This is a genomic window from Methylocystis sp. Se48, from assembly GCF_056269425.1.
Window position 1 is genome coordinate 1,988,468 of record NZ_CM149850.1, and the last position, 20,884, is coordinate 2,009,351.

Consider the following 20,884-nt stretch of genomic DNA (forward strand, 5'->3'; position numbering starts at 1 on the left):
ACGCCAATGAGGCGAAAATTGGCCTCAGAACGTGAAAACAGGCGGCTTCTGGAAACCCTCCAGAACCGGCGCGCCGGCGCTCAGCAGCGAAATCCGGCCGGCCAGCTGACCGCCCTGCCGTTCGAAGCGCACCACCTGACGCCCGGCCCCCGGCTCTGGCGTCACAATCGCCAACAAACGTCCGTTCGGAGTTAGCTGAGGGAAGAGCGCCTCCAGACCCGCGTCGACCGCTCCTTCAACGAAGATCAGGTCGAAGGGACCGGCGGAGGGAACGCCCTTCTCCAGGGGTCCGGTTTCGACTCGCACATTGCCGGCTCCGACCGCCGAGAGCCCCTCCCGCGCGCGGGCGGCCAGTTCAGGGTCGTTCTCCAGCGCGACGACCTCGCCGACCAGACCGGAGAGAATCGCCGCCGAATAGCCGGCGCTGCCGATGACCAGCGCTTTTTCGCCCGGCCGCGGATCGCCGCCCTGTAACATTCGGGCGAGGACCAGGGGCGGCAGGAGGCTGCGCCGGCGGCCGCTCGCGGTCTTCACGACGACGGCGAGATCCGAATAGGCGACCGCAGACTGGTCGGCGGGGAGAAACAGCTCCCGCGGAACGTCCATGAACCGCTCGAGCAGCGGCACATCCGTCACGTCGAAGGGCCGCAATTGACGCTCAACCATGGTGCGGCGCAACTCGGCCGCCGTCTGATCCTGTCCCATATCTTGCCGCACCGCCGCAACCGCTGCTTCCGACATTCGCTTCCCGGCCCGAGCCGGCCTCTGATCTCAAGGGAAATGCCGGCGCTTCAGCCGACAGGGCTTTATAAGTTCGCGCTCACGCCATGTCCATTGCCGCGGGACTGGCGGCTCGCGGCAAGGGCGAAAGCATCGCCTCCCCAGCTTCGCCCAACGTCCGCATCTGCTCGAGCGACGTGTTGTCGAGGACGCGGGCGATCGCGTCGCGCGCTTCCATCATAACCAAACGCACCGCACAATGCGTCTCGTCGACGCAATCCTCGCATCGGCGATACAAGCGCCTGCTGGCGCACTGGATCGGCGCGAGCGGCCCGTCGAGGGTGCGCACGAGATTGCCGACGCTGATCTCACCGGGCGGCCGCGCAAGCATGTATCCGCCGCCCTTGCCCTTCTTGGAGTAGACGTATCCGGCGTTGCGGAGTTCGCTGAGGATGGCGTCGAGGAATTTCTTCGGGATCTGGTTCGCGGACGCGATGTCCGCGACGAGCGCCGTCTGTCCCGGCGCCACGCCCGCCAGATAGGCCATCGCTTTCAGGCCGTATTTCGTCTTCTTCGTGAGCATTCGCAAACCTAACACAGATTCGTGCGCTCCGCGTCGCACGAGGCTGGCCGGACGGACCGCGTTTTTAGTCCGACGCAAGGGTCTGCCGTCGTGACTAAATCACATATTTCATTTTTTTCATATGAGAGCCTCCTCCTATCTGATCGGAGGGTTGACCTCTTATGTCTGTGTAGTTTAGTGTTTAGATAGACTAAAAGGCGGTTGACTGGCGCGCCAGCTCGGCCATTATCACATGTGTCATGCGTTCATTTCTGAAAACAACAGATATGAACATGTGAAATAGAGGGCCCGCTTCATGCCCACGTTTTTCGACGCCTTGCACGCCTTCAATCCGCTCTATTCGGTGTCCGGTTTCGTCGTGGGCGCCCTCGTCGGTTTCACCGGGGTCGGCGGCGGCTCCCTGATGACGCCGCTCCTCGTTCTGGTCTTCGGCGTGGCACCGACGACGGCGGTCGGCACCGACCTGCTTTATGCGGCGATCACGAAGAGCAATGGCACCCTCGTCCACGCCATGAACGGCACGGTCGACTGGAAGGTGACGCGCCGTCTCGCCTATGGCTCGGTGCCGGCGACAATCCTGACCCTGCTCACGCTTTCCTGGCTCGGCAAGACCCAGGGCCACGCCGCCAACGGCCTCATTACGTCGGCGCTCGGCTTCGCGCTTCTGCTGACGGCGGCGGCGATCCTGTTTCGCCGCTGGATCCTCGACTACATCGGGCATCATCTCGACGGCCTCAGCGACCGTCAGACATGCCTGCTGACCGCGACGCTCGGCGTGTTCCTCGGCGTCCTGGTCTCCATCTCCTCCGTCGGCGCAGGGGCCGTGGGAATGACGGTTCTGCTTGCCCTCTACCCGCGTCTTCCCACGGTGCGGCTCGTCGGCTCGGACATCGCCCATGCGGTGCCGTTGACGCTGGTGGCCGGCTTCGGGCATTGGCTCATGGGCGGCGTCGACTGGCTTCTGCTGTTCTCTCTCCTGATCGGTTCGCTTCCCGGCATCGCCATAGGAAGCCATCTGGCGGCGAAGGTTCCGGACCGCATCCTGCGCCCGGCTCTCGCGACGATGATGGCTGTAGTCGGGGCGAAACTGTCGATATAAGTCACCTGATCAGGAGCATCCCATGTCGAACGCCAAGAGTTTCACGCCCCCGGCCCGGCCGGGACGCGGCCGCATCTACAGCTCGATCACGGACACGATCGGCGACACGCCGATCGTGCGTCTCGACCGCCTCGCGAAGGAAAAGGGGGCGAAAGCCAACCTCCTCGCCAAGCTGGAGTTTTTCAACCCGATCGCGAGCGTCAAGGACCGCATCGGCGTGTCGATGATCGATGCGCTCGAAAAGACCGGCAAGATTTCGCCCGGCCAGACCGTGCTCATCGAGCCGACGTCCGGCAACACCGGAATCGCCCTCGCCTTCGTGGCGGCCGCGCGCGGCTATCGGCTCATCCTCGTCATGCCGGAGTCGATGTCGATCGAGCGGCGCAAGATGCTTGCCCTGCTCGGCGCGGAACTGGTTCTGACGCCCGCGTCCCAGGGCATGAAAGGGGCGCTTGCCAAAGCGGCGGAGCTCGCCGCGGACACGCCCGGCGCGGTCGTCCCCCAACAGTTCGAGAATCCGGCCAATCCGGAAATCCACCGCCTCACCACGGCAGAGGAAATCTGGAACGACACCGACGGACATATCGATTACTTCGTCTCCGGCGTCGGCACCGGCGGGACGATTACGGGTGTCGGCCAGGTGCTCAAGCAGCGCAATCCGGCCCTCAAGGTGGTCGCCGTCGAGCCCGAAGATTCCGCCGTCCTCTCCGGCCGGCCGCCGGGCCCGCACAAGATTCAGGGCATTGGCGCGGGTTTCGTGCCGCCGATCCTCGATCGCGGCGTCATCGACGAAATCGTGACCATCGGCAATCAGACGGCCTTCGACACGGCGCGGCTTCTCGCGCGCGTTGAAGGGATTCCGGTCGGCATTTCGTCCGGGGCCGCGGTCGCCGCCGCGCTCGAAGTGGCCAGCCGTCCTGAAGCCGAAGGCAAGACTATCGTGCTGATCATCCCCTCCTTCGCCGAGCGATATCTGTCGACGGCGCTGTTCGAGGGGCTCTGAAAACCGGAAGCCGGGCGACGCGCCGACCGCCCGGCTTCCTCCTTTTGCCTGGTCTTATTACTTCTTGCCGGATGCGCCGATGGCGACGCCCTTCCCGCGCGCGTAATGGCGGCCATAGGCGCCGGTGACATAGCCCACCGCGCAGATCACGAAATAGACGACGATCAGAAAGCCGCCGCGCTGATTGGCCGAATGCGCTTTCTCCAGCAGCGCCGTAACGCCGCTTTCATCGATGAACTTGTCGGATACGACGCCGAAGACGACGGCGAGCACGGGCACCCACCATGACGGCAGCCGCAGATAGCCGAGCGCCGCGCTCGCGGCGAAGGCCACGAAGCCGAACAGATTGACGAACTGGAGGAAGATTGACTGGGACACCAATCCGATGAAGCGGATCAATTTGAGCATTTCGCACCCCTTTTAGGTCCGAAGGACCGGTTTTGCGCCGATCTTACACATTCGGGAGGTGCTGCGCGAGAGCCTCCAGAACCGCCATTCGGACGGCGACGCCCATCTCGACCTGCTCGCGAATGAGCGAGCGTCCACTATCGGCGACGGCGGAATCGATCTCGACGCCGCGATTCATCGGCCCTGGGTGCATCACCAGCGCGTCGGGCGCGGCATAGGCGAGTTTCTCCTCGTCGAGGCCGAAGAAGTGGAAATATTCGCGCGCGCTGGGGGTCAGCACGCCCGACATGCGTTCGCGCTGGAGGCGCAGCATCATCACGATATCCGTTCCGTCGAGGCCCCGGCGCATGTCGTGATGCACCTCGACGCCGAGCCGCCCGAGGCTGTCGGGCGCGAGCGTCGACGGCCCCACGACGCGCAGCCGCGCGCCCAGGGCCGACAGCAGCAGAATATTCGAACGGGCGACGCGCGAATGAAGGATGTCGCCGCAAATCGCGACCGTTAGCCCCTCGATGCGGCCCTTGTTGCGGCGGATGGTGAGGGCATCGAGCAACGCCTGCGTCGGATGCTCGTGCGCGCCGTCGCCGGCGTTCACGACCGAGCAGTCGACCTTGCGGGCCAGAAGATGCGCGGCTCCCGCCTGCGCGTGGCGCACCACGATGATGTCAGGCCGCATTGCGTTCAAGGTCATCGCCGTGTCGAGAAGCGTCTCGCCCTTGGACTCGGAGGACCGCGCGACGGACATGTTCATCACGTCCGCGCCGAGGCGCTTGCCGGCGATCTCGAAGGAGGCCTGCGTGCGCGTCGAAGGCTCGTAGAACAGGTTGATCTGGGTGCGCCCGCGCAGGTTGGAGCGCTTCTTCTCGACCTGCCGGGAAACCTCGACCGCCTGCTCCGCGAGGTCGAGGAGCGCCTCGATATCCGGCCGGGAGAGCCCCTCGATGCCGAGCAGATGGCGATGCGGAAAGATGGCTTTTTGAACGTCGGCCTGCATGGCGACGTCTATAGCAGCTTTGCCGGTCGTCGCGACCCCCCGAATTCCGCCGTCGGCGTCATGCGGCCGCGACGGCGGGCGACGAAAGCCCCGGCGGCTCCGGCTCCAGCCCCGTCATCGGGCAGACGCCGAGCAGCGAGGCGATCTGGTTCGCGGGCCGCGGCCGGCTGAAAATATAGCCCTGAGCCTCCCGGCATCCGAAGTCGCGAAGCATCTCCAGCTGGCGCGCGTTCTCCACGCCTTCCGCCGTGACGGCGAGGGAGAGCGACCGCGCGAGTTCGATCGTCAGCTTCACGACCGACGCGCACATCGCGTTCGTCTCCAGATTGGCGACGAAGGAGCGGTCGATCTTCAGCCGGTCGAGCGGCAGCCCGACGAGATTGGCGAGCGAGGAGTAGCCCGTGCCGAGGTCGTCGAGCGCCGTGCGAATGCCGATGCGGCGCAGCGAGGCGAGCATCTCGAAGGCCAGTTCGCCGTCGAGGATCATCGCCGTCTCGGTGAGTTCGAGTTCGAGGCGGCGCGGATCGAGCCCGCTCCTTTCCAGCGCCTTCAGCACGACCTCCTCGAAATTAGGCTTGCGCAGCTGCAAAGCCGAGACATTCACCGCGACCCGCAAATGCGAGGGCCAGTTCGCCGCGATGGTCATGGCCTCTTCGAGCGCCCAAGCGCCCACTCTGTCGATCTGGCCCGCACGCTCGAAAAGCGGAATGATTTCCGCCGCGCTGAGAACGCCGCGCACGGGATGGCGCCAGCGAAGCAACGCCTCGAACCCTTGAGTTTCGTGCGTCTCCGTGTCCACGAAGGGCTGGAAGACCATGAAGAGTTCGCGCTGCGCGAAAGCGCGGTCGAGCTCCGCGTCGAGGGTGTTTCGTTCCGCGACGAATCCGAAACGGTCCCGAAACAGCGTGTAGCCGCAGCGTCCCGCCTGTTTCGTGGCGTACATCGCGCTGTCGGCGTTTCGGATCAGGCTCTCCGGGTCCACGCCGTCGCTCGGCGCGATCGCGATGCCGACGCTGACCGAGATCGGCATGCTGCGCCCGCCGATCTCGAAGGGCGCGCGGAACGCCGAAAGTATGCGATGCGCTATGGTGACGGCGTCCTCGACGCTGCGGATATCGATGGCGATGAGCGCGAATTCGTCGCCGCCCAGTCGCGCCACGAGGTCGCCCTCGCGCGTCGAGCTGCGCAGGCGCCGCGACGCCTCGACGAGCACGGCGTCGCCGGTCTCGTGGCCCATGGAGTCGTTCACGCCCTTGAAGCCGTCGAGGTCGAAACACATCAGCGCGAAACGCTCGTTCTGCCGCGACAGGCGGGCGAAGGCGCGGGCCAATTCCTCGCGGAAGGCGACGCGATTGGGCAGCCGCGTGAGTTCGTCCCGCAGGGCGCCCTCCTCTGCCGCGGCCTCAGCCGCGCAGCGCCGCGCCGCCGCCCCGGCGCGCGTCAGCGCGCCGCCGATGATGACGATCGTGTAGATCGCCACGGTGCCCGCCACGACGTCGAAAGAAGGATCGTGTTCGGCCAGCACCGCGACCAGAAAGCCGACGGCGATCGGGATCACATGCGCGAGCATGGCGCTCGGGATCATGGACAGCGCGAAACTTCCGCCGAACAGCGTCGCGAAACAGAAGCCCGAGATCACGAATTGCTGAGGCAGTTCCGATTCAGCGAAGAAGAACACCGGCAACGCGCCCCACAGCGAGCCGTGGAGCAGCGCATTCGCCGTCGCGCGCCAGACGCCGTCGGGCGACGCGACCCGGGCGACTCTTTGCGGCGCGCTGACCCTGCGAGCGTAGATCATGCCGGCAAGCGCAAAAATCAGCGTCGCCCAGACCCGCGCCTGATCGGCGAGCGGCGTCGCCCACATGGACATCGCGAAAATGAGCGCGCTGAAACACGACACGAGCATCACGACCGGCGTGCCGCGCTCGAGATCTCCAAGTTGCTCCGCGCGAAACCTCGCTCGGACGGTGGGGGACGATGGAACCTCGTCGAAAGCGAGCGGATCGCCCTCTAGAAAATTCCGCAGACGGGCGAAACCGCCATTCTCCCTTTCGGAAAAGGCGCGTTCAACGTCTAAGATAAACTCTGAAAAAGCCGTAGAAATCCCCATTTCCCGTCGCCGTCCCCCGTCCCATCGCGACCGCCCTGCCCCTGGCGTAAGCGCGGCTCTTCGCTCCAGCAGGGTCGTTTGCAGACATTTCCAATTGTTGAAATTCACCGTTCGATTGTCGACGCAGTTAACGGCTCCGCTCCCGGCTCTTCGGGACCTCGCCCCATCGGCAGTTCTTGACTTATGCTCGTGACGAGCACATCTGTGAGCGAGGCCGGGGTTGCGGGCGCTACAAAGCCCCATTAAACTTTGACCTTCGAGCGCTCCGGGCGGGGTCCGCCGCGGGGTTTTTGTATGATCCACTTATACTCAATTAGAGCATAAGTGGCGCCGTCGAGTAGGCGGCGACTGCACTGCGAAGGGCCAGCGATCCATGACGTCCCATACCGTCGACATCCGGAACGCCGCGCCGACGGCGTCGCCCATCTCGGCGAGCGCGCTCGGCGTAGGATTGAACGGCCGCTTCCCGGCGCTTCCCCGCCCCAATCTGGAATGGACGCCCGACGTCGAGGCGGCGACCGCGCACCTCTATGAGCGGGTCTCCAAGGTCATTCCCCCGGTCGAATGGCCATTCCACGCGCCCTACATAAAGGCGATCAACGACATCAAGAAAACGCGCAACGCGGTCATTCTGGCGCACAATTACCAGACGCCGGAAATCTACCACTGCGTCTCGGATTATATCGGCGACAGCCTTCAGCTCGCGAAGCTCGCGGCCAAATCAGACGCGGACGTGATCGTGCAAGGCGGCGTCTATTTCATGGCCGAGACGTCGAAGATTCTGAACCCTGAAAAGACGGTGCTGATTCCCGACGCCGGGGCGGGCTGCTCGCTCGCCGCCTCGATCACGGGCGCCGACATTCGCGCGCTGCGCAGGGAATATCCGGGCGTCCCGATCGTCGCCTATGTGAACACCTCGGCGGAGGTGAAGGCGGAAGTGGACATCTGCTGCACCTCCTCCAACGCCGTGAAGGTGGTCGAGAGCCTTGGCGTCGATCGCGTCATCATGGTTCCCGACCGTTTCCTCGCCCAGAACGTCGCGGCGCAGACGAAGGTGAGGATCATCGCCTGGCATGGCGCCTGCGAGGTCCACGAACGCTTCACGGCTGAGGAGATCCTGGGCTTCAAGGCCGATTATCCAGGCCTGAAGGTGATCGCACATCCCGAATGCCCGCGGGAGGTCGTGGAGGTCTCCGACTTCTCCGGCTCCACGGCGGCCATGATCGACTATGTGCGCGACAGGAAGCCGGCGCGCGTGCTGCTCGTGACCGAGTGCTCCATGGCCGACAACATCGCGGCGGAGACGACAGGCACGGAATTCGTTCGTCCGTGCAACTTCTGCCCGCACATGAAGCGCATCACGCTGCCGAAAATTCTCGACAGCCTGCTCGACATTCGCGAGGAGGTCGTCGTCGACGCGCAGATCGCCGCCCGCGCGCGCCAGAGCGTGCAGCGCATGATCGACCTGGGGTAAGCCGCTCCCCCGCCGCGGCGGGGGAGGTTTGACGAGGGGGAGTTTCCCCCTCCGGAGTTCCGATGCCCGCTCTCGAAGCCACGCTCGCGGCGATCGACGCCGCCAATGCGGAAGACCCACGAAAGATCGACGGCCGCGCCTTCGAGAGCCTTTACGCGGAGCGGATGAGCGCGCGTCTCTCGGCGCTCTACCCGAACGCTTCCGACCTTCTGAAGATCGCCGCCCGCGCCCAGCATCTGCGCCGCTGGGAAATTCCGCGCGGCGATTATCCGGAAGGGCGCAAGGGCTACAACGAATGGCGGCGCGCCTGCCGCGCCCATCACGCGAAACTTGCAGGAGAGATCATGCGCGCCAATGGCTACGGCGAGGCCGAGATCGCGCATGTCGGCGCGCTCGTCCGAAAGGAACAACTAAAGAAAGATCCGGAATCGCAGGCGTTGGAGAATGTCGCCGCGGTCGTCTTCCTGGAACATTATTTCGGGGACTTCCTTGCGAAATACCACGGCTATGACGATGACAAACTCATCGACATCCTCGGCAAGACGCTCTGCAAGATGTCGCCCCGGGGCCACGCGGCCGCGCTTTCCCTGCCCTTGCCGGAACGCGCGCGCGCGCTCGTTTCTGCAGCCGTGGCGCGCGAGGCGGCCGCGCTCGAGCGGCTCGCTGCCATGTCGCTCGATTAGCGCATGCCCGAAAAACTCCCCCCCATCGTCATCGTCGGCGGCGGCCTCGCCGGCGTCTTCTGCGCGTTGAAACTCGCGCCGCGGCCCGTTGCGATTCTCGCGCCCACGCCGGTAGGGTCCAGCGGCTCGTCCTACTGGGCGCAGGGCGGCATCGCCGCCGCGGTGGAGGAAGGCGACACGCCCGAGCGCCATGCCGACGACACGGTCAAGGCCGGCGCCGGCATCGTCGATCGCGAGATCGCGCTCGGCATGGCGCGCGAGGCGCGGGCGCGCGTCGAGGATCTCGCAGCCATGGGCGCGCCCTTCGACCGCAAGGACGGCGGGGCCTTCGCGCCCTCGCAGGAAGCGGCGCATTCACGTCGCCGCGTCGTGCGCGTCATGGGCGACGCCGCCGGCCGCGCCATCATGGAGACGCTGGAAAAGCAGGTCTCGAAAACGCCGTCGATCACGGTCGTCGACGGTTATTCGGCGCAGGAGATCATCACGCGGGACCGTCGCGTCGTGGGCGTGCGCGCACGGCATGTCTCGGGCGGAATATGCGACATTCCCTGCTCTGCGCTCGCACTCGCGACCGGCGGCCTCGGCCATCTCTATCGCGTGACGACGAATCCGGTGGAGTCGCGCGGCGTGGGCGTCGCCATGGCGGCGCGGGCGGGCGCGATCATCGCCGACGCGGAATTCGTGCAGTTTCACCCGACGGCGATCGACATCGACGCCGACCCCGCGCCGCTGGCGACCGAGGCGCTGCGCGGCGAAGGCGCGACCATTGTCGACCGCGTGGGCCGGAGATTTATGCTCGACGTAAATCCGGCGGGCGAGCTAGCGCCGAGGGACCTCGTCGCGCGCGGCGTCTTCGCGAGCATCAAGGCCGGGAACGGCGCGTTTCTCGACGCCCGCGTCGCTGTCGGCGCAGAATTCCCCCGTCGCTTTCCGACCGTTTATGCGAGCTGTAAGGCGGCGGGGATCGATCCCGTCACGCAGCCTATCCCCATCGCGCCCGCTGCGCATTATCACATGGGCGGCGTCTGGACGGACGCACGCGGACGCACGAGCGTCGCGGGCCTATGGGCGATCGGCGAAGTCGCCTCGACCGGCGTGCATGGCGCCAATCGTCTCGCTTCCAATTCGCTTCTCGAGGCAGTCGTCTTCGGCGCGCGCGCGGCGGCTGATATCGCCTCCGCGCAGCTTCCCGAACTCGACGCGCGCGTCGCGGCGGAGCGGTCGGAACTCGTCGCGCGCGACCGGGATTTCGCTGTCGTCGAGGAATTGCGGGACCTCATGTCCGCCAATGTCGGCGTCATTCGCGACGCCGCCGGCCTTACTGGCGCGCTGCGGACGATCCGTCGCCTGTCCGCCCGAACGAACGACATCGAGATCGCGAACATGCTGACGACGTCCCTGATGATCGCGGCCTCCGCGCTCGTGCGCCGTGAGAGCCGCGGCGCGCATTTTCGCTCGGACTTCCCCGAACCCAACGACGCCTTCGCGCGGCGCTCGCAGCTCTCGTTCGCCGACGCCTTACATATCGCAGACAGGGCGGGCGGCTGAGCGCGCCCGGCGCAGCGGATCAGAGGACGCCGTCAAATGACCTTCGAACTCTCCCCTCTCCTCGTCGCAGACGCCATCCGCGCCGCGCTGGCGGAAGATCTCGGCCGCGCCGGCGACGTTACGACCCAGGCGACGATTCCGGAAAACGCCAACGCCCGCGCCGTGATCGCGGCGCGCGAGGCTGGCGTCATCGCAGGGCTGCCGCTCGCCCTCGCCGCCTTCCGGCAGATGAGCGAGAAGGCGGGCGTCGAAACCTGGATCGCCGACGGCGCGAGGGTCGCGCCCGGCGACATCGTCGCCCGCATCGAGGGGCCGGCGCGCGCCGTGCTCTCGGCCGAGCGCGTGGCGCTGAACTATCTCGGTCGCCTCTCGGGCGTCGCCTCGCTCACCGCGCTTTACGCGGCGCGTATCTCCCATACCAAGGCGAAAATCTGCGACACACGCAAGACGACGCCGCTGCTGCGGGCCTTCGAAAAATACGCCGTGCGATGCGGCGGCGGCGCCAACCACCGTTTCGGCCTGGACGACGCCGTTCTCATCAAGGACAATCATATCGCGGTGGCGGGCGGCGTCGTTCCAGCTCTGCGCGCGGCCAAGGATTTCGTCGGTCACCTCGTGAAGATCGAGATCGAGGTCGACACGCTCGATCAACTGCGCGAGATTCTGTCCGAAGGCGCGGACGCCGTGCTGCTCGACAATATGTCTCCTGACGACTTACGTAAGGCCGTCGAGATGGTCGGCGGCCGCATGGTCTGCGAGGCTTCGGGCGGCGTCACGCTCGACACGGTCGCGGCGATCGCGGAAACAGGAGTCGATCTCGTTTCGGTCGGCGCGCTGACGCATTCGGCGCGCGCGCTCGATCTCGGGCTGGATATCGAAATCGCCTGATCGCTCAGCCTTCCGCCGCGGCGCTCAGCCGCCCGAGCTTGAGGCCGCGCTTTTCCAGCATCTCGGGCAGGCGCGGCGACAACAGAAACGCCAGCTCCTGCTCGCGTGTGATCGTCACCGGGTCCAGCGCCTTCAATTCGTCGTCGACATGGCCGGGATGGCACATCACGAGATGGCGGCGGCCCGGCGCGCGCAAATAGCTCTCGAAGGAACGCGCGAAATCCTTCCCCGGATCGAAGTCGGAAAAGCCGGCGAAGCCGTCGTTCGCCGCGAAACCGCGCCAATGCGCCGCGCGGTAAAACCCCGCCGACAACGCGCGGACGGCCAGCGCCTTGCGCGCATGGGCGCCGCGCAGCGCGATGCGATGCAGGGCGTCGGCGGCGTTGCGCACCCAGGCGCGGCCGGCGAGCTTGCGCGCGAGCATAGCGTCGAGCAGCGCGTCGCGTATGCCGGGGAGGCCATGCACATGCTGATGTCCGTCGACGAAATCCGGCCGGCGCTCGACAACCGCCTCGAAACGGTCGAGCTGGCGGTCGATCTCGGCGCGAATTTCGTCCATCGGAAGCTTTCCGCGCATGGCCATGCGGATGACTTTGGAAACCGGCGGAAACGCGCCCGTGGGCGCGAATTTCGGCATGTGGCCCAGCGGACGCCCGAGCGTGAGATTGAAGTGAAGGCCGATGTCGGCGTTTTCGCAATGGCGGAGCAATTCGCGCCCCATCGCCGGCCAGCGCGGACCGGTGACGAGCGCGGAGACGGCGGTGAGCCTGCCCGCGTCTAGCGCCTCCAGAATGCCGCGGCTAACGCCATAGGAGAGACCGTAATCGTCCGCGCAAAGCGCGATGAGTCTCTCCTTCGACATTCCGTCCGCCTCCCCGGTTCGGTCTTTGCGGCGCCCATAATTTCTGGTTGAACCAACGCCATGAGCGACAGCCTCCCAGATATATCGGTCGTCATCCCCGTCTTCAACGAGCGCGCCAATCTGCGCCCGCTGGCGGAGCGGCTTGTCGGAGTCCTGACCCGGGCCGGGGTCGCTTTCGAGACGATCTTCGTCGACGACGGCTCGCACGACGGCAGTCTCGACGAGCTTCGGACGCTTTGCCGCGACGAGCCGCGCTTTCGCGCCATCGCGCTCTCGCGCAATTTCGGCAAGGAGGTCGCGATCGCGGCCGGACTCGACGACGCGCGCGGGCGCGCCGCGGTCATCATGGACGCCGATCTGCAACATCCGCCAGAAGTCGTCGCGCAGTTCATCGAGAAGTGGCGGGAGGGCTACAAGAATGTCTACGGCCAGCGCACCGACCGCGCGACCGACCCGAAGATGCGCACTTTCTTCACCGAAATCTTCTATCGCCTGCTCGAGAAATTCGGCGATGTCTCTTTGCCGCCGGGCGCCGGCGACTTCCGGCTGCTGGATCGGCAAGCGGTAAACGCCCTGCTCTCGATGCGCGAGCGCGCGCGCTTTAACAAGGGCCTCTATGCCTGGATCGGTTTCCGGTCGATCGGCGTGCCCTTCGAAGTGGAGAGCCGCGCGAGCGGCGAATCCAAGTTCAATTTCGGCCGGCTCGTGCGCTTCGCGCTCGACGGCCTCATGTCTTTCTCCTCGATCCCCCTGAAGGTCTGGACCTATGTGGGGCTCGTCATCTCCTGTTTCGCGCTCGCCATGGCGGCCTATTACTGGGCGCGGACCATGCTGTTTGGCGTCGATACGCCCGGCTTCCCCACCCTCGTGGTGTCAATCGCCTTCTTTTCCGGCGTGCAACTCATCTCGCTCGGGGTGCTCGGCGAATATGTCGCCCGCATCTTCAACGAGGTGAAAGGCCGGCCCCTGTATCTCGTGGCGGAGCGGATCGAGTCACGCGACCCGGAGGGCGGCCGGACAGCGGCGCGCGATCGAGACTGAGCCCGCGACGGCCGGGCTCAGGACTTGGCGAGAAGACTATGGGCGGCCGCCTATTGAAACTTTGTCTTTCCGAGTTTCACGGAACGCCGTGACCCCCGCCTTTGCGTTTGCATTCTATCTGTTCCTGGCGTCGGATCGAGCCGGGCGGCAAGCCTGACGACGGGCGGCTATCGCCAACACTGCCCGGCGCATTGAATCACCGGCCGTAACCGAGCGAGCGGATCGAAATCAGCCGGCCGTTCTCGAAAAGAAGCTGCGGCATGAGCTGCGTCGAGCCGAAATTATAGACCCATTCGTCGATCACGACCTGACGCATCACGGGGCCGGAAGAATAGGGTTCCGGCGAATCGAGTGGGCGCGGCGCCATCGGCGCGGCGGGCGGCCCCCAGCGGTATTCCACGCGGCTGTCGGCATAGGCGGGGTCCCCGCAACGCTGGAGAACGTCGAATTTCGACTGCCCCTCGACGACCAGATTCGTCCCGCAATACAAAGCGAAGGCCGGCCCCGTGGCGAGGGGCAGGAAGAACGCCGGCAGAAACAGTTTCGACTTCATTGTCCGGTCCCGTTGCCTCACGCGCGCGCTGCGGCCGAAACTAAGCGAAGCGCGCCTTTCCCGCCAGACGCCGCCTGTGCGCAGATTTTGAAAACAATCCTGCTAGAAGCCGTCGAATGATTCGAAATTTCCTCTCGGTCGGCGGCTTCACCCTGCTCTCGCGCGTCACGGGCTTCCTGTCGCTCGCCATGCAATCCGCCATCATGGGCGCCGGGGCCGTCTCGGACGCCTTTTTCATCGCACAGAGATTGCCGAACAGTTTCCGCGCCATCTTCGGCGAAGGCGCCTTCAACGCGGCCTATATCCCGAGCTACGCGACGGCGCTGGAAAAGGAAGGCGCCGGCCCCGCCGAGGAATTCGCCGGCGAGGTTTACACGCTCCTGCTCGCCTCGCAGATCGTGCTGCTGCTGCTCGTATGGGCTTTCACGCCGCAATTTGTCGGGCTGCTGGCGCCGGGCCTGGGCGACCGGCCCGAGAAATTCGCCCTCGCGGTCAATCTGACTCGAATCACTTTTCCTTATCTGCTTTTCATGACGCTCTTCGTGCTGCACATGGGCACGCTCAACGCCCATGGGCGGTTCGCGCTCGCCGCCTTCGCGCCGAACCTCATGAATCTGTGCGTAATGGCCGCGCTCGCCGTCGCCTTCCTCTTTCCCAACGCCGGCTATGCCGCGAGCTGGGGCGTCACCGTGTCCGGCGTTCTGGAGCTCGGGCTTCTGATGTGGGACGCGCGGCGGATCGGGGTGCTGAAGCGGCTTCGCCGCCCTCACTGGCCGCGCGTGCGCGACTTCTTCATCAGGCTCGGGCCCGCGATCATCGGCTCGGCGAGTCCGCAGATCGCCGTTTTCGCCGATACGATTCTCTCGTCCATGCTCGCGGACGGCGGCGTGTCCTCGATCTCCTACGCCGAGCGGCTGTATCAGCTGCCGGTCGGCGTGATCGGCATTGCCGCCGGCACGGTGCTGCTGCCGGAAATGAGCCGCCGCATCGCGGCCGGCGACGTCGCCGGCGCACATCGGGCGCAGAGCCACACCATGGCGCTCACCATCGCCCTCGCCGCGCCGTTCTTCATCGCCTTCGACACCCTGCCCGAGTTGATCGTCGCGGGCCTTTTCATGCGCGGCAAATTCACCGCCGCCGACGCTGTCGCCGCGGGCGACGCGCTCGCGGCTTATGGCGCGGGACTGATGGCGCTGGTTCTGATCGCCTCGGCGCGCGCGAGTTTCCAGTCGCGCGGCGACACCGCGACGCCCATGAGAATCGCGCTCGCCGCCCTGGCGGTGAATGTCGCGCTGAAATTGGCCCTGTTCCAGCCCCTCGGCGCGGTTGGCCTCGCCACCGCGACCTCGGTTGGCCTGTGGGTCAATCTCGGCGCGCTGATCGCGATCGCGATCGCGAAAGATTTGATCGACTTCGACGCCGTCTTTGCGAGGACCGTGGGCGCGACGCTGATCGCCTGCGGGTTCCTCACGCTCGTCGTCATGTTCGGTCGCGCGCCGGCGCTCGCCTTCGGCCGTCATTTCGGCGCGCAGGCAAATCTCGTGGCCCTTATCGCGCTCGGCGCCGCCGGCGCGGCCGTCTATGGCGCCGTGCTCGGCGGCGTCCTGCACGCCGCAGGGGTCAGGGTCGCGAACCTTCGCACGCGCAGGAAGGTTTAGACCTCACAGGAACTGCGACAGCCCCGGGATCGAATTGGCGATTTGCTGGACCTTCTCCTTGCCGAGAACGGTCTCAGCGTAACCGAAGATTTCATGCCCGAGTTTCTGGATCTGCCCCATGTCGAGGCCGAGCGCGTTGAGCTTGGTCGCGAGTCCCATCAGGCCGCCGCTCAGCAAGCCGCCGAGCAGACCGCCGCCCGCGCTGCTCTCGCCGCCTTCCGCGGCGTCCGCCGCCTCGCGCGCGCCCGCGACGGAATCGAGAAACTCGGCGACGGGCCCCTCGGGAAGCTCCTTGCGGAGGAAGGCGAGCACATGGCCCACGGCGGTCTTCGCGACCTCCGCATCGACCCCGATCGCCGCGGAAACGCGCGCTATCAATTCATCCATGACCGTCCTCCCCAAATCGCTTCGTTGGACCGTGACTGTCGCCGCGGCTCGCCGTGAAATCAAGCGCGCCCGTGCGCGCGTTGAGCGCCCGACAAAGCCGTAATAGTGTCAAGGAACGGATGGGGAGGAGAACATGCGACGCTTGGTTCCGGGAACGGCCGCGCTCTTTCTCGGACTCGGCGCCGCCCCCTGCCTCTCGAATGATTCCGAGGCCGAGACCGGCGTCGGCGGACTGACGCTGAAACACTCTGAACACATCCGCATGGACAGCGAAGACCTGTTCATCTCGCGCGACGCCGTGCGCGTGAAATACCGCTTCACGAATACGAGCGACTCGCCGGTCGAAACGCTCGTCGCTTTTCCCCTGCCGGAAATTCCGCCAACCGACAGCGAGAATACGAGCTATTGGAACGATGTCGGCGATCTGAAATTCAGGACGACGATCGACGGCAAGCCAATCGTTTACGACATCGTCGAACAGGCGATCTTCAAAGACCGCGACATCGGCGCGCGGCTGAGCGCGGTCAAACTTCCGATCAACCGCCTGTCGCCGAAATTCGACGACGCCATCAAGAAGGCGCCCAAAGCCGAACTCGACAAGCTCGTCGCCGACGGCCTGCTGGAGAACACCGGGGACAACGACTATCCCAACTGGGTCGCGAATTGGGCGCTACGCACGACGATCACGCGCCGGCAGACGTTCCCGCCGAATGCGACGGTGACGGTCGAACATGAATATGCGCCGCTCGCGGGCGGCAGCGTCGGCGGCAATCTCGACGCCTGGCGGCGCAAGGACAAGGAACTCCGCAAGGAGTTCGAGGACACGCTCCGGAAATATTGCATCGACAAGGAATGGCTCGCGAGCTTCGACCGGATCGTGAAAACCCGGCGCACGGAAACGCCCTATTCGGAAGTCTGGCTCAGCTATATCCTCAAGACCGGCGCGAACTGGAAAGGACCGATCAGCGACTTCCGCCTCGTCGTTGACAAGGGCAAGCCCGACTCGCTCGTGAGCTTTTGCGCAGAGGGCGTGAAGAGAATTTCCCCGACGCAGTTCGAAGTGCGACGCAAAAACTTCACGCCGGATCGCGATCTCGATATTCTGATCGTCGACTGGCTGGGCAAATGACGCGGCCCGGAGGCCGCGTCGCCGGATTCAGGATTTGCGTCAGGCACCGGGGCGCATTTCCTTGCCTATGTCGGGCTGACGCCCCATGGGCCAGGAGCGCTCCATCAACGACGGCATCTTCGCCCTGATTTTGGAGACGCCGTCCTCGCCGATCAAAACTTCGGCTCTCGCAAGCGTTTCTTCGAGAAGCCGTTGGCTCTGCTCCTGCGTGAGGCCGAGATTGGCGAGCTTGCCGACCAGAATGTTGAGATCGGCGCGGCCGTGACCCATGAAGCTGGTCATGGCCTCGATAAACTGCGTGACGCCCCCATCGCCAGACGCTCCCGCGGCCGCCACGGCTTCCCGCGCACCCGGCATCTTGTCGATGAACTCCGCGACGTGACCGCCCGGAACCATGTCCCGCATGAACAGCAGCACGTGGCCAATTGCGGCTTTCGCAATCGCGGGTTCGAGCGACGTCGCTTCGACGACGCGTTTGGACAGCGTTTCCATGTGACATCCCTCCTTCAGGGATTACCTGAAAGTGAAATGTCGCGCCGCCCCGTCGGGTCAACCCGCGCGTGTGGAATTATGCGCCTCAGGCGGCGTCGAGGCCGTAGAGCGAATGCAGCGTGCGAACGGCGAGCTCCGTATAGGCCTCGTCGATGAGCACGGAAAATTTGATCTCGGAGGTCGTGATGGCGCGGATGTTCACGCCCTTCTCGGCCAGCGCGCGGAAAGCGCGGGCGGCGACGCCCGCGTGGCTGCGCATCCCGATGCCAATGGCCGAAACTTTCGCGACTTCCTTCTCGCCCGCCATGCTGGCGAAGCCGATGTCGGGCTTGAGTTTCTCGAGGATCGAAAAGGCGCGCTCGTAATCGGCGGAACCGACGGTGAAGGTCATGTCGGTCGTGCCCTGCTCGGAGACGACCTGCACGATCATGTCGACATTGATGCCGGCCTCGGCGAGCGGCATGAATACGGCCGCCGCGACGCCCGGCTTGTCGGCGACATTACGGAGCGTGATCTGCGCTTCGTCGCGCGAGAAGGCGATCCCTGTGACGACCTGGGCTTCCACGATGTCCTCCTCTTTGCAGATCAGCGTCCCCTCGCCCGGCCTGTCAGGATCGTCGAACGACGAGCGCACATAGGTCGGCACGCCGTGCACCATCGCCACTTCGACGGAGCGCACCTGCAACACCTTGGCGCCGAGCGACGCCATCTCCAGCATTTCCTCGAAAGCGACGCGCTCCATGCGGCGCGCTTTCGGCACGACGCGCGGATCAGTCGTATAGACGCCGTCGACGTCCGTATAAATGTCGCAGCGGTCGGCCTTAATCGCCGCCGCGAGCGCCACGGCACTCGTATCCGAGCCGCCGCGCCCGAGCGTGGTGATGCGGTTCGTTTCCTTGTGAACGCCCTGAAACCCGGCGATCACGGCCACTTCGCCGCGCGAAAAGCCCTCGACGATTCCCGACCCGTCGATCGCCTCGATCCGCGCGGAGCCGTGGGCGCCGTTGGTGTAGATCGGCGCCTGCCAGCCGAGCCAGGAGCGCGCGGGAACGCCAATCTCCTGAAGCGCGATGGCGAGAAGTCCCGCCGTCACCTGCTCGCCCGAGGCGACCACGGCGTCATATTCGACCTGGCTGTAGAGCGGCGCGGCCTCCTTGCACCAGGCGACGAGTTCGTTGGTCTTGCCCGCCATGGCCGAGACGACGACCGCGACCTCCCGGCCGGCGTCGACCTCGCGCTTCACGTGGCGCGCCACATTGCGGATGCGCTCGACATTTGCGACGGACGTGCCGCCGAATTTCATGACCAGGCGTGTCATAGGACCGATTTCGAACCGGGCGCGAGAAAGCGAGCGGCGAAGGAGAGGCCCTATTCGCCATTCGTGGAAAGCGGGCGTATATGTGACCGCGCCCGCCCACCTGTCAACGGCGCAGGCCGCCCTAGTCTAAAGCGGCGAAGGCTCGACCCGACAAAGAGGTTCTCAGTGTCCGAAGAGGCGACTTCCCCACATTCCGCCAGCGTCAACCCCGAGGACGTCGCCCGATTCAACCGCCTCGGCGACCTGTGGTGGGACAAGAAGGGCAAGATGGGGATCCTCCACGAGATCAACCCGATCCGCGTCACCTACATTCGCGACCATATTCGCCGCTTCCTGCTGGGCGACGCCAGCGCGCTCAACGAATCGCCGGACCGGCCGCTCGAGGGCGTGCGAATCGCCGACATCGGCTGCGGCGGCGGCATTTTGAGCGAATCTCTCGCGGAGCTCGGCGCGCGCGTGACGGGGATCGACCCAGCGCCCAACAACATCGCCGTCGCGCGGCGCCACGCCGAGAAAATGGGCCTCGACATCGACTACCGGAACGTCACCGCCGAAGCGCTGGCGGAGACCGGCGAGCAGTTTGACGCCGTCGCGGCGCTGGAAGTGATCGAACATGTCGAGGGACCGAGCGATTTCATTGCAATGCTCGGACGGATGGTGAAACCCGGCGGCCTGATTTTCCTCGCCACGATCGACCGCACCATGAAAAGCTACGTCTTCGCGATCGTCGGCGCGGAGTATATTCTCGGCTGGGTGCCGAAGGGAACGCACGACCACAACAAATTCATCCGTCCCGACGAACTCTCGGCGATGCTGCGAAGGGCCGGCCTGCGCGAGATCGACCGAGCCGGCATGAGTTTCCAGCCGCTGACGCGGCGCTGGCGCAAGAGCCACGACACCGACGTGAACTATCTGATGGCGGCCAAAAAGGACGCCTGAGGAGATGACGAAGCGTCTTGTTCGCGGTTTGAGCGGAAAGTAGACTTTCCGGGATGCTGACCGAATCGTCGATCCTGATTTCTCTCGCCCGGCGCGCGCCCTCCGCATTGGGAGCGTCGCTCGCACTCGCCTTTTCGCTCACCGTGATCGGCGCTCCGGCCGTCGCCGTCGCAAGAGAAAAGCCCGCAGCGTCGAAGGACAAGAAGGACGCCAAGGACAAGCCGGCGGAGGAAGCGTCCCCGCAGGAAGAGGGCGCGACCGACAACAAGGGCAAAAAGGGCGGAAAAACCGACAAGAGCGGCGCCGGCAAGCCCGAACAGCTTGGAACCTACGGGGAATGGGGCGCCTATCTGGCTCAGGGCGGCAAGGACAAGACCTGCTACGCCCTTGGCCAGCCAAAGGACCGCCAGCCGAAAGCGAAGCTGAAGGATACGTCCGCTTACGTCTTCATCTCCTCGCGTCCAGGCGAGGGGGTGCGCAACGAGGTGGCGATCAATCTCGGCTATCCCACGAAGGACGGCTCCGCGGCGACCGCGCAGATCGACGGCGACAACTGGGAGTTGATCACCAAGGGGACAAACGCCTGGGTGAAGGATCAATCCAAGGAGAAAGAGTTCGTCGGCGCGCTGCGCGGCGGCTCCAAGCTCGTCGTTAAGGCCTCCTCGGCCAAAGGCACCTCGACAACCGACACCTACACGCTCAAGGGTCTCTCGGACGCCCTCGCCCGCGTGGCGCAGGAGTGCAAATAGCATCAAGCGCCGCGCCTATTCCCGATTCGCCTTTCATTCGACGCCCGCGGCCGCCGCGGGCGTTTTGTTTTTGCTCCCGACACGCCGACTGACCCAGCCGCCTCGGACCAGATAGTATAAATTATATAGGACCAAGTAATTTTACCACGTGTCGGCAAATCTGTGGTTCTTTGATCCTTGCGTAGAATGACGCAATTTCGAGGCGTCAACGACGGCTTCCCCCTGTTGCCTAGTTGGCGAGCGATG

General features: G+C 65.2%; 21 protein-coding genes. 11 read left to right on the plus strand and 10 right to left on the minus strand.

Translation table 11 applies throughout. The annotated features are described in order from the left end of the window. Positions 1 to 24 precede the first annotated feature (24 nt). Both ACV959_RS09840 and ACV959_RS09845 read right to left on the minus strand, forming a co-directional pair. The gene (locus tag ACV959_RS09840) at positions 25 to 741 is read right to left on the minus strand and encodes a protein-L-isoaspartate O-methyltransferase family protein (protein WP_475736436.1); all 717 of its coding nucleotides are present in this window, start codon (positions 739 to 741) and stop codon (positions 25 to 27) included. 79 nt (positions 742 to 820) lie between these two features. Beyond that, complete coding sequence (locus ACV959_RS09845) at positions 821 to 1,303, minus strand: RrF2 family transcriptional regulator (protein WP_475736437.1); 483 nt, start codon at positions 1,301 to 1,303, stop codon at positions 821 to 823. A gap of 295 nt (positions 1,304 to 1,598) precedes the next feature. Between ACV959_RS09845 and ACV959_RS09850 the strand changes: the two genes are divergently transcribed. Together ACV959_RS09850 and cysK are read left to right on the plus strand one after the other, a co-directional pair. Continuing rightward, on the plus strand, positions 1,599 to 2,402 hold the full coding sequence (locus ACV959_RS09850) for a sulfite exporter TauE/SafE family protein (protein ID WP_475736438.1): 804 nt from the start codon (positions 1,599 to 1,601) through the stop codon (positions 2,400 to 2,402). Between the two features lie 22 nt (positions 2,403 to 2,424). Next, entirely contained in the window at positions 2,425 to 3,405 is a 981-nt protein-coding gene (gene cysK / locus ACV959_RS09855) for a cysteine synthase A (RefSeq protein WP_475736439.1), read from the plus strand. A gap of 57 nt (positions 3,406 to 3,462) precedes the next feature. Here cysK and ACV959_RS09860 read toward each other — a convergent pair whose 3' ends face one another. The 3 genes from ACV959_RS09860 to ACV959_RS09870 are packed head-to-tail and all read right to left on the minus strand — an operon-like array spanning position 3,463 to position 6,917. After that, on the minus strand, positions 3,463 to 3,813 hold the full coding sequence (locus tag ACV959_RS09860; protein WP_475736440.1) for a hypothetical protein: 351 nt from the start codon (positions 3,811 to 3,813) through the stop codon (positions 3,463 to 3,465). A 43-nt stretch (positions 3,814 to 3,856) separates the two neighbouring features. After that, positions 3,857 to 4,807 carry an aspartate carbamoyltransferase catalytic subunit gene (locus ACV959_RS09865; RefSeq protein ID WP_475736441.1) on the minus strand — a complete coding sequence of 317 codons (951 nt, stop codon included), beginning with the start codon at positions 4,805 to 4,807 and terminating at the stop codon, positions 3,857 to 3,859. A 58-nt stretch (positions 4,808 to 4,865) separates the two neighbouring features. Further along, a complete protein-coding gene (locus ACV959_RS09870) occupies positions 4,866 to 6,917 on the minus strand; it encodes a putative bifunctional diguanylate cyclase/phosphodiesterase (RefSeq protein ID WP_475736442.1) in 2,052 nt (683 codons plus the stop codon). Positions 6,918 to 7,290: 373 nt separating this feature from the next. On the opposite strand from ACV959_RS09870, the gene nadA reads away from it, so the two are divergent. The 4 genes from nadA (at position 7,291) to nadC (ending at position 11,510) form a co-directional block, all read left to right on the plus strand. Then, positions 7,291 to 8,391, plus strand: a complete 1,101-nt coding sequence (nadA, locus tag ACV959_RS09875; protein WP_475736443.1) for a quinolinate synthase NadA — start codon at positions 7,291 to 7,293, stop codon at positions 8,389 to 8,391. 62 nt (positions 8,392 to 8,453) lie between these two features. Then, the gene (locus ACV959_RS09880; RefSeq protein WP_475736444.1) at positions 8,454 to 9,074 is read left to right on the plus strand and encodes a DUF4202 domain-containing protein; all 621 of its coding nucleotides are present in this window, start codon (positions 8,454 to 8,456) and stop codon (positions 9,072 to 9,074) included. Between the two features lie 3 nt (positions 9,075 to 9,077). Then, positions 9,078 to 10,622, plus strand: coding sequence for an L-aspartate oxidase (locus ACV959_RS09885; protein ID WP_475736445.1), 1,545 nt, complete (start codon positions 9,078 to 9,080; stop codon positions 10,620 to 10,622). Between the two features lie 36 nt (positions 10,623 to 10,658). Beyond that, positions 10,659 to 11,510 (plus strand): carboxylating nicotinate-nucleotide diphosphorylase, encoded by an 852-nt coding sequence (gene nadC / locus ACV959_RS09890; protein ID WP_475736446.1) that lies wholly within the window; start codon positions 10,659 to 10,661, stop codon positions 11,508 to 11,510. Positions 11,511 to 11,514: 4 nt separating this feature from the next. Here nadC and ACV959_RS09895 read toward each other — a convergent pair whose 3' ends face one another. Then, entirely contained in the window at positions 11,515 to 12,372 is an 858-nt protein-coding gene (locus ACV959_RS09895) for a ChbG/HpnK family deacetylase (RefSeq protein ID WP_475736447.1), read from the minus strand. 60 nt (positions 12,373 to 12,432) lie between these two features. On the opposite strand from ACV959_RS09895, the gene ACV959_RS09900 reads away from it, so the two are divergent. After that, positions 12,433 to 13,413 carry a glycosyltransferase family 2 protein gene (locus tag ACV959_RS09900; RefSeq protein ID WP_475736448.1) on the plus strand — a complete coding sequence of 327 codons (981 nt, stop codon included), beginning with the start codon at positions 12,433 to 12,435 and terminating at the stop codon, positions 13,411 to 13,413. A gap of 196 nt (positions 13,414 to 13,609) precedes the next feature. Here the strand turns inward: ACV959_RS09900 and ACV959_RS09905 are convergent, their stop codons facing one another. Next, positions 13,610 to 13,966 carry a DUF2845 domain-containing protein gene (locus ACV959_RS09905; RefSeq protein ID WP_475736449.1) on the minus strand — a complete coding sequence of 119 codons (357 nt, stop codon included), beginning with the start codon at positions 13,964 to 13,966 and terminating at the stop codon, positions 13,610 to 13,612. 116 nt (positions 13,967 to 14,082) lie between these two features. On the opposite strand from ACV959_RS09905, the gene murJ reads away from it, so the two are divergent. Continuing rightward, complete coding sequence (gene murJ / locus ACV959_RS09910; RefSeq protein WP_475736450.1) at positions 14,083 to 15,624, plus strand: murein biosynthesis integral membrane protein MurJ; 1,542 nt, start codon at positions 14,083 to 14,085, stop codon at positions 15,622 to 15,624. 3 nt (positions 15,625 to 15,627) lie between these two features. Here the strand turns inward: murJ and ACV959_RS09915 are convergent, their stop codons facing one another. Then, positions 15,628 to 16,011, minus strand: a complete 384-nt coding sequence (locus tag ACV959_RS09915; RefSeq protein ID WP_475736451.1) for a DUF2267 domain-containing protein — start codon at positions 16,009 to 16,011, stop codon at positions 15,628 to 15,630. A gap of 133 nt (positions 16,012 to 16,144) precedes the next feature. Here ACV959_RS09915 and ACV959_RS09920 point away from each other — a divergent pair, with 133 nt between their 5' ends. Further along, the gene (locus tag ACV959_RS09920; protein WP_475736452.1) at positions 16,145 to 17,140 is read left to right on the plus strand and encodes a DUF4424 family protein; all 996 of its coding nucleotides are present in this window, start codon (positions 16,145 to 16,147) and stop codon (positions 17,138 to 17,140) included. A gap of 39 nt (positions 17,141 to 17,179) precedes the next feature. Here ACV959_RS09920 and ACV959_RS09925 read toward each other — a convergent pair whose 3' ends face one another. Next, the gene (locus ACV959_RS09925; protein WP_475736453.1) at positions 17,180 to 17,632 is read right to left on the minus strand and encodes a hypothetical protein; all 453 of its coding nucleotides are present in this window, start codon (positions 17,630 to 17,632) and stop codon (positions 17,180 to 17,182) included. An 85-nt stretch (positions 17,633 to 17,717) separates the two neighbouring features. Further along, on the minus strand, positions 17,718 to 18,950 hold the full coding sequence (locus ACV959_RS09930; protein WP_475736454.1) for an aspartate kinase: 1,233 nt from the start codon (positions 18,948 to 18,950) through the stop codon (positions 17,718 to 17,720). Between the two features lie 165 nt (positions 18,951 to 19,115). On the opposite strand from ACV959_RS09930, the gene ubiG reads away from it, so the two are divergent. After that, a complete protein-coding gene (gene ubiG / locus ACV959_RS09935) occupies positions 19,116 to 19,889 on the plus strand; it encodes a bifunctional 2-polyprenyl-6-hydroxyphenol methylase/3-demethylubiquinol 3-O-methyltransferase UbiG (RefSeq protein ID WP_475736455.1) in 774 nt (257 codons plus the stop codon). 53 nt (positions 19,890 to 19,942) lie between these two features. Further along, on the plus strand, positions 19,943 to 20,638 hold the full coding sequence (locus ACV959_RS09940; RefSeq protein WP_475736456.1) for an invasion associated locus B family protein: 696 nt from the start codon (positions 19,943 to 19,945) through the stop codon (positions 20,636 to 20,638). Positions 20,639 to 20,884 lie beyond the last annotated feature (246 nt).

Excerpts from the sequence above, each read along its gene's own strand:
- ACV959_RS09840 (WP_475736436.1), bottom strand. The coding sequence starts at position 741 with ATGTCGGAAGCAGCGGTTGCGGCGGTGCGGCAAGATATGGGACAGGAT.
- ACV959_RS09845 (WP_475736437.1), bottom strand. The coding sequence starts at position 1,303 with ATGCTCACGAAGAAGACGAAATACGGCCTGAAAGCGATGGCCTATCTG.
- ACV959_RS09850 (WP_475736438.1), top strand. The coding sequence starts at position 1,599 with ATGCCCACGTTTTTCGACGCCTTGCACGCCTTCAATCCGCTCTATTCG.
- cysK (WP_475736439.1), top strand. The coding sequence starts at position 2,425 with ATGTCGAACGCCAAGAGTTTCACGCCCCCGGCCCGGCCGGGACGCGGC.
- ACV959_RS09860 (WP_475736440.1), bottom strand. The coding sequence starts at position 3,813 with ATGCTCAAATTGATCCGCTTCATCGGATTGGTGTCCCAGTCAATCTTC.
- ACV959_RS09865 (WP_475736441.1), bottom strand. The coding sequence starts at position 4,807 with ATGCAGGCCGACGTTCAAAAAGCCATCTTTCCGCATCGCCATCTGCTC.
- ACV959_RS09870 (WP_475736442.1), bottom strand. The coding sequence starts at position 6,917 with ATGGGGATTTCTACGGCTTTTTCAGAGTTTATCTTAGACGTTGAACGC.
- nadA (WP_475736443.1), top strand. The coding sequence starts at position 7,291 with ATGACGTCCCATACCGTCGACATCCGGAACGCCGCGCCGACGGCGTCG.
- ACV959_RS09880 (WP_475736444.1), top strand. The coding sequence starts at position 8,454 with ATGCCCGCTCTCGAAGCCACGCTCGCGGCGATCGACGCCGCCAATGCG.
- ACV959_RS09885 (WP_475736445.1), top strand. The coding sequence starts at position 9,078 with ATGCCCGAAAAACTCCCCCCCATCGTCATCGTCGGCGGCGGCCTCGCC.
- nadC (WP_475736446.1), top strand. The coding sequence starts at position 10,659 with ATGACCTTCGAACTCTCCCCTCTCCTCGTCGCAGACGCCATCCGCGCC.
- ACV959_RS09895 (WP_475736447.1), bottom strand. The coding sequence starts at position 12,372 with ATGTCGAAGGAGAGACTCATCGCGCTTTGCGCGGACGATTACGGTCTC.
- ACV959_RS09900 (WP_475736448.1), top strand. The coding sequence starts at position 12,433 with ATGAGCGACAGCCTCCCAGATATATCGGTCGTCATCCCCGTCTTCAAC.
- ACV959_RS09905 (WP_475736449.1), bottom strand. The coding sequence starts at position 13,966 with ATGAAGTCGAAACTGTTTCTGCCGGCGTTCTTCCTGCCCCTCGCCACG.
- murJ (WP_475736450.1), top strand. The coding sequence starts at position 14,083 with ATGATTCGAAATTTCCTCTCGGTCGGCGGCTTCACCCTGCTCTCGCGC.
- ACV959_RS09915 (WP_475736451.1), bottom strand. The coding sequence starts at position 16,011 with ATGGATGAATTGATAGCGCGCGTTTCCGCGGCGATCGGGGTCGATGCG.
- ACV959_RS09920 (WP_475736452.1), top strand. The coding sequence starts at position 16,145 with ATGCGACGCTTGGTTCCGGGAACGGCCGCGCTCTTTCTCGGACTCGGC.
- ACV959_RS09925 (WP_475736453.1), bottom strand. The coding sequence starts at position 17,632 with ATGGAAACGCTGTCCAAACGCGTCGTCGAAGCGACGTCGCTCGAACCC.
- ACV959_RS09930 (WP_475736454.1), bottom strand. The coding sequence starts at position 18,950 with ATGACACGCCTGGTCATGAAATTCGGCGGCACGTCCGTCGCAAATGTC.
- ACV959_RS09940 (WP_475736456.1), top strand. The coding sequence starts at position 19,943 with ATGCTGACCGAATCGTCGATCCTGATTTCTCTCGCCCGGCGCGCGCCC.